Origin of the sequence: Actinacidiphila oryziradicis, from assembly GCF_005047355.1 — a bacterium.
Lineage (GTDB): Bacteria > Actinomycetota > Actinomycetes > Streptomycetales > Streptomycetaceae > Actinacidiphila > Actinacidiphila oryziradicis.
Genome location: NZ_SUMC01000028.1, coordinates 49,970 through 65,602, shown reverse-complemented (window position 1 = coordinate 65,602; position 15,633 = coordinate 49,970). Strand labels below are relative to the sequence as shown.

The window sequence follows — 15,633 nt, the reverse complement described above, 5'->3', positions numbered from 1 at the left end:
CCCGGGCCGACCCGACGGCTACTTCTTGGCGAGGATGGTCTCGCTCTGCGTTTTCATCTCCTTGAACACGTCGTCGTTGCGGGAGCCGGCGAAGTACGCCTCGAACAGCGGCTCAAGGGCGGCCTGGAGTGCCGCTCCGTTCCCGTAGACCATCGCCGGGTAGAGCACCTTGTTCTGCATCGCGTTCGTGAAGACCGACAGATCCACGCCCTGGGCGGCCATCTTCTTGGCGGAGGCGTTCATGGCGGAGGGGATGGACGGGAAGAACGTGCCGGTGCTGGACGCCATCGTCTGGCATTCCGGCGAGCCCATGTAGGAGATCCACTTCCACGCCAGGTCCGGGTTCTTCGTGCCGGCCCAGATGTTGTTGCCATTGGAGTTGCTCTCCATGGACCGGGTCTTGCCGTCCGGACCCAGTACGGTGGGGGCGATCCCCACCTTGACACCGGGCAGTTTGGCGAAGGTCGAGGCCTCCCACGAACCGGCCGTCTCCATGGCCACCTTGCCGGAGCCGAGCTGGTCGACGTCGCTGACCGTCGTGAAGGAGCCGATCTTCGGGGCGAAGCCCCGGTCGGTCAGCGAGCGTATCCAGTCCATGGTCTTGACGAACCGCGGGTCGGTGTACTCGAGCGTGGTCGGCCAGGACTGCTGGTCGCCCTGCCGCCAGCCCAGGGTAGAGACGAAGGGGTTCCAGGTGGTCTGCCCGCTGAAGTCCTTGGCGGCCATGGCGCCGAAGCCGTACGTGGCTACATGGTTCTTGTCGAACCCGGGCTGGTCGCCGCGCACGCCCTTCTTGTCGATCGTCAGGTGGGCGATCATCTTGCCGACGGTCCCGCCGTTGTCCGGGTTCCAGTTCAGGTTCTCGACGTCGTGCTTGGTGTACCCGGCCTTGGTGATGGCGGTCGTGTTGTAGTACAGGCCGGTCGCCGCCCAGTCCAAGGGCAACCCGTACTGCTTGCCGTCGGTGAACTTCCACGAGTCGACGCCGACCGAGAACCTGGACATGTCGAAGTTGCTCTTCTTTATGTAGTCGTCCAGCGGCAGCAACTGATGCTGCGCGGTGTACGCCTGGAAGAACTGGACGCTGTTCTGGAAGGCGTCCGGGGCGTTGCCCGCGACGAAGCCCGCGGTCAGCTTGGTGAAGTAGTCGGTGACGGCGTACTGCGAGATCTTCACGGTGACGCCGGGGTTGGCCTTCTCGAAGGCCGTCGCGCACTGGCCGTAGGCCGCGGCCTGCTTGTCGTCCCAGGTCCACCAGTTGACTGTCTTGGAGCCGGAAGCGGAGCTGCTGCCGCTCCCGCAGCCCGAGACCACCGCCGCCATCACCGCTGCCATGGCAAGGGTGGAAAACTTTCGGATCTTCATTGTTCCTCGTTTCCTTTTCTGTGCGGGGTGCGCTGTGTCGCGGGGGCGAGCAGCGGCCGGAATTCCGCCAGCGCGATCGCCAGGTCCTCGGCGCCGCCGGCTTCGTGGCCGTTGTAGTCCCACGTCCGTATCTGTTTGGGGCCCTGGTAGGCGTGGAAGGCGCCAAAGGCCGTGGACGGTGGGCAGAGGTCGTCCATCAGCCCGGCCGAGAACCAGGCCGGGGCGTTCGCCCGGCGGGCGAACGCGATGCCGTCGAAGTACGCGAGCGTCCGGAAGACCTGTTGCACCGAGTTCCGGTGTGCGGCCAGATAGCCTGTGATCTCCGCGTACGGCATGGTCGAGGTGATCGTCGTGGCGCGTCGGATGTCGCACAGGAACGGCGCCTGCACATGGACGGCGGTGAGGTCGGGGACCAGCCCCGCCATCGCCAGGGCGATGCCGCCGCCCTGGCTGGCGCCGACCACCGCGACCCGCGCGGAGTCCACGGCGTCGATGCTGCGGACGGCCTCGACGGCCCGCACCGCGTCGGTGAAGACGCGGCGGTAGACGTATGTCTCCTTGTCCTCGATGCCGCGGGTGAGGAAACCGGGGTAGGAGGGGCCGCTGCCCACCGGGTCGGCGGTGTCCCCGCCCGCGTGGTTGCCACCCTGGCCGCGCGCGTCCATCACCAGATGGGCATAGCCCGCGGAGGCCCACAGCAGGTCCTCGACGGGGGCCCCGCGTCCGCTGGAGTACCCGTGGCTCTGCACCACGGCCGGCAGCGGGCCGCCGCGCTGCCGGGGCAGGCGCAACCAGGCCCGGATCGGGTGGCCCCCGAATCCCGCGAAGGTCACGTCATAGACGTCAACGGTCTCCAGGTCCGTCTTCACCGGGGCCACTTCGAGCGCCAGGTCGTGTTCCCGGGCCTCAGCGAGGGTGGTGTGCCAGAACGCGTCGAAGTCCGCCGGTTCCCGGTAGGCGCTGCGGTAGTCCTCCAGCGCGGGCCGGTCCAGGTCGGTCAGCACGGCGGCGTCGCCTTCTCCGCGTCGGTGGTCGCTTCGAGTGACGCACCCAGACGGATCCGCTGTCCCATGTTCAGAGTCAGCTCCGCCTCGTGCTCGCGGTACCGGACGCGCACTGTGCGGTCCGGATCGCCGCCGAGCCGCCGTACGGTGAGCGTGTCGAGCGCGCCGGCCCGCCAGTTGAGGTCGACCGCGAGCCCGCCCCGGCAGCGGATGCCGCGGACCGAGCCGTCCGGCCAGGCCGCGGGCAGGGCGGGCAGCGCGCGGATGACGCCGCCGTGGCTCTGCACCACCATCTAGGCCAGCGCCGCGGCGAAGCCGTAGTTGCCGTCGATCTGGAACGGCGGATGGGTGCTGAAGAGGTTCGGCAGCAGCCCGCCCCACTCCGAGCCGTCCACCGGCGCGTTCGTGGCCGGATCGTCGGTGAAGGGACGGGTCGCCTCCAGGAGGAGCGAGCGGGCGGTCTCCCCGTCGCCGAGCCGGGCCCGCAGCGCGATCTTCCAAGCCCAGGACCAGCCCATGGCGCCGGGACCGCGCCGGTCGAGCAACTGTGCCGCGGCCGCGGCCAGTTCCGGTGTCCGCTCCGGATCGATCTGCCCGAGCGGGTACACCATGACCGTCTGCGACACGTGCCGGTGCGCCGGGTCCTGCTCCGGCAGGTCCTCGGCCCACTCCTGCAGCCAGCCGCCGGAGGTGACGACCGGCGGGCGCAGCCGTGGCAGCGCGGCCCGGATCTCGGCGCAGACCGGGTCGTCCACCCCGAGTGCCTCGGCCGCGCCGAGACAGCGGTCGAACAGGGCCCGGATCAGAGCGATGTCCATGGCCGACGAGTAGGTCACTGATTGGGGCGTGCCCTCGGGGGAGAGGAAGAGGTTCTCCGGCGAGGTGGAGGGGATGGTGTCCAGCCGGCCGTCCGGGCCGTCGACCAGCCAGTCCAGGCAGAATTCGGCGCAGCCTCGCAGCAGAGGCCAGCCCCGCTCGCGCAGGAATACGGTGTCGCCGGTGAAGTCGTAGTGGTCCCAGACGTGTTGGGTGAGCCAGACGCCCCCCATCATCCAGATCGCCCAGGAGGGGCTGCTGTGCCCCATGCCGACCGGGAGCGCCCAGCCCCACATGTCGGTGTTGTGATGGGCCACCCAGCCACGCGCGCCGTAGAGCTGCCGTGCCACCGGGCCGCCGGTGTCCGCGAGCTTCTCCAGCAGGTCGAACAGCGGAAGGTGGCACTCGCTCAGTCCGGTGGGCTCGGCGCACCAGTAGTTCATCTGGGTGTTGATGTTGATCGTGTAGTTCGAGGACCAGGGCGGCCGCAGGTCGGCGTTCCAGATGCCCTGCAGGTTGGCCGGCGGGCCGGAATCCGGCCTGGAGGCGGAGGCGAGCAGATAGCGGCCCAGCTGGAACATCACCGTGGCAGTGAGCTGTTCGTCCGTGCCGGACAGGACGTCCGTGGCGACATCGAAGACGCCGGCCCGGCGGGGGCCGATCCGTAGGGCGGTGGCGCCGAGCAGCGCGCGCAGGTCCGCTTCATGGGTGTGCAGCAGCTTGTCCGCGCCGAGTGCGAGTGCCCGCGCGGCGGTGGCGGCCGCGTCGTCCAGTTGTTGCTGCCGGGAGCGGGCCTGGCCGGTCGCGCCGGACCATGCGTCGGCGGCGCTGGTCGAGGTGGCGAGCGTGAACAGTGCCCGGGTCATGCCGTGCACGGTGGCCGTGCCGCCGTCGTCGGCGGCCACCTGGCCGTCGGTGTCGATTTTCACGGCTGCGGCGCCGAACGGGTCGTACCCGCCGACCGGGCCGTCGGCGTAGCGCAGCGGCTCGGCGACCTGCGGCTCGTGCTCGGGAGCCCCGTCGACGGGGAGCTCGACGCCCAGGGCGAGTCCGGTGGCGTCCGCCGTCCGGTGCGCCACCCGCAGTGGCGAGGACAGCTCCAGCCGCAGGTCGATGCTGCCGCCTTCGACGACAACGGCGACACAGACGGTGCCGGCCGGACGACTGGCCCAGGTCAGGCGGCGGACGGTGTGGCCGCCGATGGTGAGCCGCTCTTCCACGACGCCGTTGTCGAGGTTCAGCGTCCGGCCGTGGTACTCGGTGTCCTGGCCGGGGGCCGGGGACATCCACAGGTCGGCGAAGGGCAGGTACTCCTGGCTGTAGGGCCCCTCGAAGGACATCAGCAGCGCTTCGGCACGCCGGTGGTCTCCGGCCCGGATCGCCGCGCGTACCTCTTCGAGGCGCTCGGGTCCGGCTCCTGCCGCCAGCACGTCGGCCAGGCCCTCGGCGGGTCCGTGCGGGGTGCCGGACCAGGCCGTGGAGTCGTTGATCTGGAATCTGGCGTGCTCGGCTCCGCCGAACACCATGGCGCCGAGCCTGCCGTTGCCGACCGGCGCGGCCTCTATCCAGTCCGCGGCCGGCCGTGGCCAGGCGAGGAGCAGGTCCCCGGGGTGATGTGTGTGCGTCATTTCCTTTTCCAACTGTGTGCTCTGTTGCTGGGGGTTACTTGATGCCGGAGAAGCCGATGGAGTTGATGATGCGTCGGCCGAAGACGACGAGCAGCAGGAGCATCGGCAGCGCGGCGAACAGCGTGGCCGCCATCAGCCCGGCCCAGTCCGGCGCCGCCTGGGGCGAGGACTGCTTGAACACGCCCAGCGCGAGCGTCAGCGGCTGGACGCTCGCGTCGTTGGCCACGAGCAGCGGCCAGAAGTAGTCGTTCCAGGCGTTGATGAACAGCAGCAGCGAAATGGTGGCGAGCGGCCCGGCCGACATCGGCAGGATGATGCGGAAGAAGACCCGCAGCGGGCCGGCGCCATCGATGATCGCGGCTTCCTCGATCTCCTCGCTGATGCCCAGCATGAATTGCCGCAGGAAGAAGAGGCCGAAGGCCGAGAAGAACGCCCCGGGCAGAATGATGCCGGCGAAGGTGTTCGTCAGACCGAGGTCCTTGATGAGGACGAAGTTCGGCAGCATGGTGAAGACGGACGGCACCATCAGTGCGCCGAGCAGGACGCCGAACACCACGTTGCGGCCCCGCCACCGCAGCCGGGCGAACGCGTAGGCGGCCGTGGCGGAGCAGAAGACGATGCACACCGTCTGCACGCCGGCGTAGATCATCGAATTGCGCAGATACAGCGCGATGTTCAGCGATGCTCCCGAGCCGCCCTGGGCCTGTGCCTCCGCGATGCTGGCGAGTCCGAGGACCCGTTTGAACGCACCGAAGGTGAAGCCCACCGGCAGCAGGGAGGACGGGTGCGTGGCCAGACTGTAGTTGTTCGACAGGGCTGTGCGAAGGATCCAGTAGAAGGGGAACAGCGTGATGAACACGACGATTGCGAGGTAGGCCCAGGCAAGGGCGCGGCCCGGGGAGAACCGCCGGAGGCGGGCCCCCCTCACTGTGACTGCCGTGGTGACCGACATGATGGGATCTCCTTCAGCTCAGGTCGGATTCGTCGGCGCGGGCGAGCCGCATCTGGGTGAAGGTGACTGCGATGAGCAGTGCCAGCAGGGCGAGCGACATCGTCGCGGCGTAGCCGAAGTCGAACTGGCTGAAGGCCTTGTCGTAGATGTACATCTGCAGCACGTTCGAGGCGTTCGCCGGGCCGCCCTTGGTCGTCACCTCGATGATGTCGAAGACCTGGAAGGCGTTGATCACGGTCAGGATCACGACCATCACCAGGATCGGCCGCAGCAACGGGATGGTCAGCCGCCGGAACATCTGCAGCTCGCTGGCGCCGTCCACCCGGCCGGCCTCGTAGATCGTTGGCGGGATGGTCTGCAGGCCGGCGAAGATGAGCAGGGCGTAGTAACCGAGGTACTTCCACACCATGATCGCGGCGAGCGAGGGTATCGCCCATCCTCCGCTGCCGAAGAACATGATCGATTGGCCGGTCAGCTTCTCGATCACGATGTTGATGATTCCGAGCTGCGGGTCGAGCATCCAGGACCAGACGAGCGCGGCGACGACATTGGAGATCAGGAACGGCAGCATGATCATCCCGCGGATGACGGTCGATGCCGACAGCCGGTGCATGATCACCGCGGTCATCAGCGAGATGAGGGTGCCGAGGACCACGGAGAGAATGACGAAGTACACGGTGACGCCCAGCGAGTGCCAGAAGACGTCGTCATGCAGCAGTTCGCGGAAGTTGGCGAGTCCGACCCATTTCGGTGGGGTGAGGACATGGAAGTCCGTGAAGCTGAGGTAGATGCCGCGAACCGTCGGATAGGCGTAGAACACCAGGAATCCGACGACGGCAGGAGCGATCAGCACCCAGGCCAGCCGCCCGTCGTTGCGGCGGGCCGGGGACGGCTTTGCCGTCCGCTCGTGCCACCGCGACTTCAGCCGGCCTCCGTGCGGACCGGCCGTGGTGGCGGCCTTGCCGGTCGGGTCGGCCGGCGACGGCACTGGCGGCACATGATTGTCCTGCGAGGTCACCACCACGGCACTCTCCTTTGAGTAGCGGTTGAGTAGCGTCTTTCGGGGGTCCGGTGACGGCGAGGCCGTCCCGGCCTAGAGAGTGATCTTGTCGATGTCGGAGACGTAGTCCGTCGGATTGCCGAATTCGACGGTGTTGGCGCCGGCGTGCAGCGTCACGGGCACCGTGACGGTCTGCGCGGAGCCCCAGTCGTTGTCGTTGGTCCCCGCGAACGGCAGCTTGAAGGCGGTCCCGTTCACTGTGACGACCGCGGTGCGGCTGGAGTCGCCGTCGACGTAGGCGACGTTCATCAGGTACGTGCCGGCCTGCGGCGCGGTGACATTGTTGAACGTCAGCGTGCCGGTGCCGCCCAGATTGCCGATCTTCTTGCCGCCGGAGCACCCGGAGCAGTCCGCGACGGAGGCCCCGCCGGCGACGGTGTTCGCCGATGCCTCGGCCTCGTAGGCCGTGGGGCCGCCGGAGGCCGGGGTGGTCACCGTGAGCGTTTTGCTCGCGGCCGACTTCCGGCCGTCGGCGCCGACCGCGACCACGGTGAAGCGGTGGCTGGTGGCCGAGGTGAGCCCGGTAACGGTGGCGGAGGGGGTCCGTACGCGGGTGGCCTTCCCGCCGTCGGCGCGGACCTCGTAGGCCGCCGCCGGTGCCCCGTTGTATGTGACGGCGTCCCAGGCCAGCGAGACGCTCGACGCCGTGGAGCCGGTGCCGTGCACCAGCACCGGTGTGGCCGGCCCGCTGCTGCCGCGCGGCGTGATGCGGAGCAGACGCGAGCCGTGCGCCGGCAGGTCGGCGCTGAAGCTGCCGGTCGAGTTGCCCAGTTCGGTATGGCTCCACAGGTCCCGGACGCCGGCGGCTCCGGTGATGCCCAGGTCGCTCCAGTCGGCGGTGACGGTCGTGGGGCTGCCGCTCTGGTTGAACAGGGCGACGACATAGCTTCCGTCGGAGTTACGGGAGAACCAGACCTGCTGGTCGGAGTTCTGGTTGACCGGCTTCGCCGGGTTGCCCGCCTGGTCGACGGCGAGGACCTCGTCGTTGCTGAGCAGCGAGAGGCCGTAGTCGTCCAGCTTGGTCAGGTCGTCACCCGCGTAAAGCGGTGCCGACTCGATGGCCCACAGGGTCATGTAGCTCTGCCGCTCGGCCTGGGTCAGGCCGTCCATGACGCCGTTTCCGACGTCCAGCGAGTCGAGGTTGTTCCAGTGCCCCGGTCCGGCGTCCGGGATCCACTGGACGACGTCGTTCCAGCGCACCTTGACCGAGTTGTTCCAGGTCACCAGGGTGTCGCAGTAGCACTCGACATCGGTGTCGACGCGCCAGCCGTTGCTGTTCTGCTTCCAGACGCCGGCCTTGGTGTGGCTCAGCGACCAGGAGATGACGAACTGGATGGGCCGGCCGGTCTGCTTCAGCGCCGTCGACCAGGCGGCCACGTCCTGGGTGTTGTCGTGGTTGGCGCCGCCCTGGAAGGAGCCGGGTCCGACCCCGTCGAGCTTGAGGAAGTCCACGCCCCACCCGGCGAGGACGTCGGCGACGGAGTTGACGTAGGCCTGGGCGCACGCGCTCGAGTAGTCGATCTTGTACGCCGAGTCCCAGCCGTTGGTCTTGCGCAGGTCGGAGTAGACGATGTCGCGCGTGTGGCAGCCGGTGGTGCCGTAGACGGGGGTGTCGCCGTTGTTGTAGGCGCCCGGGTCCAGGCCCACCGCCAGGTATGTGCCGAGCTTGAGGCCCTTGTTGTGTACGTAGTCCGCCACGTACTTGAGGCCGTCAGGGAAGGTCTTCGTATTGGCCAGCGGCCTGCCGTACGCGTCGAAACCGCCGGCCCAGCCGGCGTCGATGTTGACGTACTCGTAGCCGTGCGACTTGAGCTTGGCGGCCAGCACATCGGCCTGCTGGAGCACATGTGCCTCGGTGAGCCAGCTCGCCCCGCCGGTCGGATTCACCCCCGGGTAGTTGGTCGACTCCAGGCTCCAGCTGCTCCACCCCAGGTAGGGCTTATCGGCGAGCCCGGCGGAGGCGGCGGAGGTGGAGGCGTGTGCGGACGCCGGGTTGGCGACCGCACTCTGCGGCGCGGCGGCGGTAAGGCCCGCCGCGGCGCACAGGAGAGTCACAAGGACGCCCCCTAGTCTGGTGGTACGTCTTGTCCGCTGCATCCTGAGTCCCTTCAGGAGTTGTGGAACGGAAATTGGACGTGCTCGGCGGTCCGGACCAGGGATGCAGCCCCGGTCCGGACCGCGTCAGCCCGCCCGGACCAGGTGCGTCAGGGTGCTGGCCCAGTCACCGGCGGGCAGTCGCAGAGGCAGCCCGTGGGCGCGGAGCACGGCGCCGTGGTGCACGGTGCCCTGTCCGTCGCGGTAGCGGGCGGCCGGATCGAGCGCGGCGAGCCGCAGCGGGAGCCGCGGCAGGCCGAAGTGCGGGGCGCGCTGCCAGGTCAGTACGACCGCCTCGGAGCCATCGGCGGCGGTGTACTGGACGGCGGCCGGTCCGTCGTCACCGGGGGCGCGCAGCCGGTGCAGCGCGCCGTGCTGGACGAGGTGCCGGACCGCCTTGTACTCCGCGACGAGCGTGGCGGCCTCGGCGAGTTCCAGCTCGCTCCAGGCCGTCAGATCGCCGCCGATGGCGAGTACTCCGGCCATCGCCACATGGAAGCGGTAGCGCAGCGGCACGCTCCGGCCGGTGAGCTGGTTGGGGGTGTCGGTCACCCAGGCGGCCATGGTGCGGGCCGGGTACAGCTGCCCGTAGCCGTGCTGGATGGTGAGCCGGTCGGCGGCGTCGGTGTTGTCCGAGGTCCACGCCTGGTCGGTACGGGCCAGAATGCCCAGGTCGACCCGGCCGCCGCCGCCGCTGCACGCCTCGATCCGCAGCTCCGGATGGTCCCGGCGCAGCCGGTCGATGACGTCGTAGAGATTGGCCACGTACGCCGTCCACAGCCGGTCCGGGTCGCCGTGCGGGCCGTCCGGCCAGCCCGCCTCGCTGAACGGCCGGTTCATGTCCCACTTGAGGAAGTCGATGTGGTTGTCGCCGACCAGCCGGGTCAGCCAGCCGTAGGCCCAGTCGGCGACGTCGGGGCGGGCGAGGTTCAGCACCAGCTGGTTCCGCAGCTCGGTGCGCTGCCGGTGCGGGAAGTGCAGCACCCAGTCCGGGTGGGCCCGGTACAGGTCGCTGTCGGGGTTCACCATCTCGGGCTCGACCCACAGGCCGAACTTCATACCGAGCCGGTGGACCTCCTTCACCAGCGGGCCCAGGCCGTCGGGGAAGCGGGCGGGGGAGGGGGTCCAGTCGCCGAGTCCGGCGTGGTCGTGGCGCCGGGCGCCGAACCACCCGTCGTCCATCACGAACAGCTCGGCGCCGATCGCGGCGGCGCGGGCGGCGAGCACCTGCTGGCCCGCCTCGTCGACGTCGAAGCCGGTGGCTTCCCAGGAGTTGTAGAGCACCGGGCGTTCCTCGCCGGGGTGCGGCAGGACGTGGCCGAGGATGTACGCGTGCCAGGCACGGCTGGCGGCGCCGAAGCCGCCGTCGGTGTACAGCCCGCACAGCCGCGGGGTGGTGTGCTCCTCGCCGGGGGCGAGCACCAGGGCGGTGCCGTCGTGGCCGGCGCCGCCGGTGAGGCCGACGCGGTCGTCGGGGCTGCGCTGGACGGTGATCCGCCAGCTGCCGCTCCAGGCCAGGGCGGTGCTCCAGACCTGGCCGTGCTCCTCGCCGGCGTCGCCCGCGTCCACCATCAGCCAGGGATTGGCGTGGTGGCCGGTGATGCCGCGGCGGCTGGTGAGCACGGTCTCGCCGTACGGGAGCCGATCGCGGCGCAGCTGGTTCTCCGCCGCCCACTGGCCGGTGACATGCGTGTGGCGGTAGTCCTCGCGGGGCGGGAGGGACCAGGCGGCGGAATCGGCACGCAGCAGGGTGACGGCTGCGTTTGCCGGGTTCGCTGCGTTGTGTGCCGTGTCTGCCGCGTTTTCGGTGGATCCCGCGTCCTGGCCGGTGTTGCGCAGGCTGGTCCAGCGTTCGATGACGTCACTGTCGTCGTGCACCCGGTAGTGCAGGGTGACCTCGAACGGGTAGTGCCGGTCTCGGAAGCGCAGACGCAGGGTGCCTGCTTCGGGGTCCGCCTCGTGGCCGAGGTGGCGCCATTCGAAGGCCCGGGTGCCGTCGGCGTAGCGGACCTGGAGCGACGGGGTGCCGTAGCGGGCGCCGCCGTCCACGGGGAGTTCCTCGCCGGCCGGCGGGCGGCCCTCGAAGCTGTTGAGCTCGGGTATGCGCCGCGTCGCGATCTCTTCGGCCTGCTCCAGCGTCAGCCGCTCGCCCCAGTGCACATGGCAGGGGGAGTCCGTGTCGTCCAAGCGCAGCGCGTAGGACGTGCGGGGCGTGCTGAGCAGCCAGACACGGGAGCCCGGAGCATGGGCGATCGCGGGCATATGTGCCTTTCAGGTTGGCGAGTCAGCAGCGAAGCGCAGCCAACTCGCCTTCCGAAGGCTTGTCAATCCCCCTGGCAGTCAAGCAAATCCAAGGAGGACGTGGCTTCCTGGAGGTAGTCCAAGGGATTACGGTTCTTTTATTGACAGAGGAAAATAAAGACATTACATTCCCGGCCATGCCCTCCCGTCCTCCTCTAGAGCCGTTCCCGGTGAGCACACCCGCCGCCACGCTCGTGTTCACCACGGTCCTCACCCAGGGCCCGCTCTCCCGGGTGGAGGTTGGTCGCCGCACCGGGCTGTCGTCCGCGGCGATCACCAAGGCGGTGCGTCCGCTGCTGGACGCCGGCTACCTGCTCGAGGCGGCCGACGGTGCGAAGGGGACAGGGCTCGGCCGTCCGGCCAACCCCCTCCAGGTCGACCCGGGGCGGGCGTTCTTCATCGGGATCAAGGTGACCGGCGATGAGGTGATCGGGGTCCTCACAGACCTGACCGCCCGCATCCGGGAAGCCCGCCACATCCCGTTCACCTCCCGGGCACCCGCCGTCGTCCTGGAAGTGATCACCGCCCTCACCGCCGAATTGCGCACGGCCGCCGAGGAGTACGGCGTGCCGGTCCAGTCCCTGGGCGTGGCGGTCTCCGGTGATGTGGACCGGGAGGTCGGCATGGTGCACTATTCGCCGTTCCTCGGCTGGCGGGACGTCCCGCTGGCCGAGCTGGTGAGCGGCGCGACCGAGCTGCCCACCGTGGTGGACAACGACGTACGGGCGCTGACCGTAGCCGAGCAGTGGTTCGGCGCGGGGGTGGGCGCTGACACTTTCGCCCTGGTGACGGTCGGTGCCGGAATCGGCTGCGGACTGGTCGTCGGCGGCCGTGTGGTAGCCGGGGCGCACGGAGTGGCCGGCGAGATCGGCCATGTGCCGATCGACCCGGCGGGACCGCTCTGCCACTGCGGCAACTCCGGCTGTGTCGAGGCGATCGCAGCCGATCCGGCGATCGTCCGGCGCATCCGGGAGGTGACCGGCGAGCCGGTCACCACGGCAGAGGAGGCGCTTGCCCTCGCCCGCTCCGGGCATCCCGGCGCGCGGCAGGCGTACGCCGGGGCAGGGCACGCCATCGGCCTCGGCATCGCCGCCGTGGTCAATCTGCTCGGGCCCGAACGGGTCATCATCTCCGGCGAGGGACTCACCGCGTACGACCTCTTCGAGGAGCAGATCCGCACCGCCTTCGCCGCTGCCGCCTTCGGCGCCGCCAAGGAGTGCGAGCTGCTCACCAGGCCGCTGCCCTTCGACGAATGGGCACGCGGCGCCGCGGCGACCGCCATCCAGACGTTCATCGAACCCGGCAAGGCGTAGGCCTCCGTCCACCGCGTGGGCCTTGCCGCTGCGGCATCGGGCCCGGCCCCGCCCGTGAGCGGCCGTGATCTCAGGTGTCCGCCGTGAGGGGCAGGGGCTGTTCGGTCCAGATGCATTTGCCGGTCCTGGTGTAGCGGGTGCCCCAGCGGTGGGCGACGGCGGCGACGAGCTGGAGTCCGCGACCGCCCTCGTCGGTGTCGGAGGCGTGGCGGATGCGCGGGGTGGTGAGGCTGCCGTCGGAAACCTCGCAGGTGAGGGCGCGGCTGCGGAGCAGACGGAGCCGGATCGGGCCCTTGGCGTGGCGGACGACATTGCCGACGAGTTCGCTGGCGAGGAGTTCGGTGGTCATGGTGAGCTCGTCGAGGTCCCATGCGGTGAGCTGGCTGCGGATGTGTTCGCGGGCCTGGCCGGCGGCCTGCGGGTCCTCAGGGAGGGACCAGGAGGCGACGTCGCCGCGGGCCAGCGTATGGGTGCGGGCGATCAGGAGGGCAGCGTCGTCGCTGGTCAGCTGCTGGGCGGGCACCAGGGCGGCAGTGACGGCGTCGCAGAGTCCCGCCAGGCGTTCGGTGTCCTGCGCCCCGGACCTCGTTCCGTTCCGTGACCGGTGCGGTGTCGCACCGAGAGCGTTGGTGAGGGCCTGGGCCAGCTGGTCCATACCATGGTCGATGTCTCGGGCGGGGGACTCCACGAGGCCATCGGTGTAGAGGGCGAGGAGGCTGCCGTCGGGGAGGTCGAGCTCGACGGTCTCGAAGGGCGGGACGGCGGTGCCGAGGGGCGCGTTGGGGGCGGTGCGGGGGAAGTGGACGGTGCCGTCGGGATGGACCACGGCGGGCGGGGGGTGGCCCGCGCTGGCGAAGGCACAGGTCGCGGTGGAGGGATCGTAGACGGCGTACAGGCAGGTGGCGTAGAAGTCATCGCCGAGGTTGCTGACGAGGTCGTTGAGGTGGGTGAGGAGCTCGTCGGGGGGCAGGTCGAGGTCGGCGAGGGTGTCGACAGCCGTCCGAAGCCGTCCCATGGTGGCGGCTTCGGAAACGCCGTGGCCCATGACGTCGCCGATCACCAGGGCCACCCGGCCGGCGGAGAGCGGAATGATGTCGTACCAGTCGCCTCCCACCTCGATGCCCTCGCCGGCGGGCAGGTAGCAGGCGGCGGCGGTGACGGCGGGCAGCGGAGGCAGCTCGCGCGGCAGCAGCCCGCGCTGCAGTTCCTGCGCCCGGGAGTGCTCCGTGTCGTACAACCGCGCCCGCGCCAACGCCTGGCCCATCAGTCCGCTCACCGCGGTGAGCAGGGTCCGTTCCTCGTCGGTGAAATGGTGTGGCTGGGAGAAGGAGACGACGGTCACACCGATGGCGCGCCCGGAGGCGACCATCGGCAAGAACGCCCAGGCCTGCTTGTCCCCCAGGGCAGGGATATGGGCCAGTGAGGGATAGCGTTCGACGTACGCCTCCGCCGACGGTATGAACACCGGGGCTCGCTCGTGGAGGGTTTCCAGCACCGGCTCCTTCCCGGTCAGGGACAACGCGGGGACAGCGTCGAGGAACTCCTGCGGATACCCGACCGCTCCGACCGCGCTCATCTTGTCGCCCTCGACGACCGTGACGGTCAGCCCGGTGGCGCCGAACGGCTGCATCACCCGGTCGGCGACCACAGCGACGACGTCCCGCCCGGTGACCGCCTCGGAAAGCGCCAGGGTCAGCTCCCCGATCCTGGCGGAGCGCTCCGCCGCGCTCTGTTCCGCCGCCTTGCGCTGGGCGTCCAGCGCCCGCCTCTCGGTGACATCGGTGAGGTAGACCATCGCTCCGTCCGGGACCGGCACCAGCCGCATATGGGACCACCGCTGGTCGGCGGCCCACTGCACGTCGAATCCGATCGGCGTGTCCTCGGCGGCGGCCTGCCGGTAGCGCTCGTGCAGGTCGGGCACTCCGGCGTCGGAGAACGCGTCCCACAGCAGGCGGCCGAGCAGTTTCCGGCTGGAGCCGAGGCGGCGTTCGGCCTCGGCGTTGACGAAGGTGATCCGCCACGAGGCGTCGGTGGCGAGGAATCCGTCGCTCATGTGTCTCAGCGCGCGGCCGATGGAGTCCCGGTCGACCCGGGTCTCCGTCGTGTCCCAGACCGTACCGATCATGTGGAGCGGCTCCCCGTCCTCGTCCAGGATCACCTGGCCGCGGGCCTCCGCCCAGCCGAAGGTCCCGTCCGGACGGGACACCCGGTACTCGACGCTCAGCAGGCTCCCGGTGCGGGCCGCCTCCTCGGCTGCGGCCAGCACCCGGGGCAGGTCCTCGGCGTGGACGGCGGACGACCAGGCCTCGAACCGTTCCAGGTGATCGTCCGCGTCGATACCGAACACGGCCAGCGCGCGATCGTCGAGGCACAGTTCGCGGGCGCGGAGATTCCACTCGAAGGAACCGACGTCGACCGCCTTCAGGGCCGACTGGAAGTGGGCGTCAGGCCTCCGCTCAGGCCACCGGGAAGGAGGAGGACGATGCTGGTCGGCGGAAGTACGCAGGCGCTCCACGGCCCACCGGGCCACCGCTTCCAGGAAGGCACACTGCTCCGGCGTGGGCGCCTCGGGCGTCGCCGTCAGCACCGTCAGCGCGCCGAGCGGACCGGGAGAAACCGACAGCGGAACGGCCACCATCCCGGTGCCGAGTGAGGGAGCTATGAGGGAAGAATTCTGCACGGGCACCCAAGCGCTCCGGCCCTCGCGGACGGCGCGGGCCGGAGCCACCTCCTCGTCCGGCCCGAGCTCCGCCCAAGCCCGGGCGAACGACTGGGGCAGCCCGCTGCTCACCACCAGCTTCAGGACGAGGGACACGGGCCTGCGGAAATGCGCCATGCCCCCCATCCCCCCTAGCTCGGCCACTGCCTGCTGGAGGCCCAGTCGCAGCACCTCGGTGTCCGACATGCCGCCGCTCACGGACGCCAGCAGCCGCAGCCGCTCGGCCTGCGGCCGACTCATCGGTGTGCGCGGGCTTCCGCCGACTCGGTTGATCACATCCGTTCCTTCGTCTGCTGCGGTCCGGGCATCCGCCTCCCCCGGCGCCGGGGGAGGCGAGGAGCGGGTAAAACATGATCTGTCACGATAAAGACACCCTAACCC

Annotated in this window: 10 protein-coding genes; 1 reads left to right on the top strand and 9 read right to left on the bottom strand. The window is 69.9% G+C overall.

Annotation, left to right across the window (positions count from 1 at the left end):
• Nucleotides 1-18: 18 nt before the first annotated feature.
• The 8 genes from FCI23_RS26555 to FCI23_RS26525 form a co-directional block, all read right to left on the bottom strand.
• Nucleotides 19-1,365, bottom strand: a complete 1,347-nt coding sequence (locus FCI23_RS26555; protein ID WP_246144021.1) for an ABC transporter substrate-binding protein — start codon at nucleotides 1,363-1,365, stop codon at nucleotides 19-21.
• On the bottom strand, nucleotides 1,362-2,369 hold the full coding sequence (locus tag FCI23_RS26550) for an acetylxylan esterase (RefSeq protein WP_136726452.1): 1,008 nt from the start codon (nucleotides 2,367-2,369) through the stop codon (nucleotides 1,362-1,364). The genes FCI23_RS26555 and FCI23_RS26550 overlap by 4 nt, the downstream gene beginning before the upstream one ends.
• Nucleotides 2,363-2,662 carry a glycoside hydrolase family 95-like protein gene (locus FCI23_RS60105; protein WP_246144020.1) on the bottom strand — a complete coding sequence of 100 codons (300 nt, stop codon included), beginning with the start codon at nucleotides 2,660-2,662 and terminating at the stop codon, nucleotides 2,363-2,365. Before FCI23_RS60105 ends, FCI23_RS26550 begins: the two co-directional genes overlap by 7 nt.
• On the bottom strand, nucleotides 2,663-4,813 hold the full coding sequence (locus tag FCI23_RS26545; protein WP_246144013.1) for a glycosyl hydrolase family 95 catalytic domain-containing protein: 2,151 nt from the start codon (nucleotides 4,811-4,813) through the stop codon (nucleotides 2,663-2,665).
• A 34-nt stretch (nucleotides 4,814-4,847) separates the two neighbouring features.
• Nucleotides 4,848-5,765 (bottom strand): carbohydrate ABC transporter permease, encoded by a 918-nt coding sequence (locus FCI23_RS26540; protein ID WP_136726451.1) that lies wholly within the window; start codon nucleotides 5,763-5,765, stop codon nucleotides 4,848-4,850.
• Between the two features lie 13 nt (nucleotides 5,766-5,778).
• A complete protein-coding gene (locus tag FCI23_RS26535; RefSeq protein ID WP_407646032.1) occupies nucleotides 5,779-6,690 on the bottom strand; it encodes a carbohydrate ABC transporter permease in 912 nt (303 codons plus the stop codon).
• Nucleotides 6,691-6,858: 168 nt separating this feature from the next.
• Nucleotides 6,859-8,922 (bottom strand): CBM35 domain-containing protein, encoded by a 2,064-nt coding sequence (locus FCI23_RS26530; protein ID WP_136726449.1) that lies wholly within the window; start codon nucleotides 8,920-8,922, stop codon nucleotides 6,859-6,861.
• Nucleotides 8,923-9,006: 84 nt separating this feature from the next.
• Nucleotides 9,007-11,181: an alpha-galactosidase gene (locus tag FCI23_RS26525; RefSeq protein WP_136726448.1), complete on the bottom strand. Its 2,175-nt coding sequence runs from the start codon at nucleotides 11,179-11,181 to the stop codon at nucleotides 9,007-9,009.
• Between the two features lie 176 nt (nucleotides 11,182-11,357).
• Here FCI23_RS26525 and FCI23_RS26520 point away from each other — a divergent pair, with 176 nt between their 5' ends.
• Nucleotides 11,358-12,533: an ROK family transcriptional regulator gene (locus tag FCI23_RS26520; protein ID WP_136726447.1), complete on the top strand. Its 1,176-nt coding sequence runs from the start codon at nucleotides 11,358-11,360 to the stop codon at nucleotides 12,531-12,533.
• 70 nt (nucleotides 12,534-12,603) lie between these two features.
• Here the strand turns inward: FCI23_RS26520 and FCI23_RS26515 are convergent, their stop codons facing one another.
• Nucleotides 12,604-15,528 carry a SpoIIE family protein phosphatase gene (locus FCI23_RS26515; RefSeq protein ID WP_246144011.1) on the bottom strand — a complete coding sequence of 975 codons (2,925 nt, stop codon included), beginning with the start codon at nucleotides 15,526-15,528 and terminating at the stop codon, nucleotides 12,604-12,606.
• Between the last annotated feature and the right edge of the window lie 105 nt (nucleotides 15,529-15,633).

Coding starts and splice junctions, on each gene's coding strand:
- FCI23_RS26520 (WP_136726447.1), top strand. CDS start 11,358: ATGCCCTCCCGTCCTCCTCTAGAGCCGTTCCCGGTGAGCACACCCGCC.
- FCI23_RS26525 (WP_136726448.1), bottom strand. CDS start 11,181: ATGCCCGCGATCGCCCATGCTCCGGGCTCCCGTGTCTGGCTGCTCAGC.
- FCI23_RS26545 (WP_246144013.1), bottom strand. CDS start 4,813: ATGACGCACACACATCACCCCGGGGACCTGCTCCTCGCCTGGCCACGG.
- FCI23_RS26530 (WP_136726449.1), bottom strand. CDS start 8,922: ATGCAGCGGACAAGACGTACCACCAGACTAGGGGGCGTCCTTGTGACT.
- FCI23_RS60105 (WP_246144020.1), bottom strand. CDS start 2,662: ATGGTGGTGCAGAGCCACGGCGGCGTCATCCGCGCGCTGCCCGCCCTG.
- FCI23_RS26555 (WP_246144021.1), bottom strand. CDS start 1,365: ATGAAGATCCGAAAGTTTTCCACCCTTGCCATGGCAGCGGTGATGGCG.
- FCI23_RS26540 (WP_136726451.1), bottom strand. CDS start 5,765: ATGTCGGTCACCACGGCAGTCACAGTGAGGGGGGCCCGCCTCCGGCGG.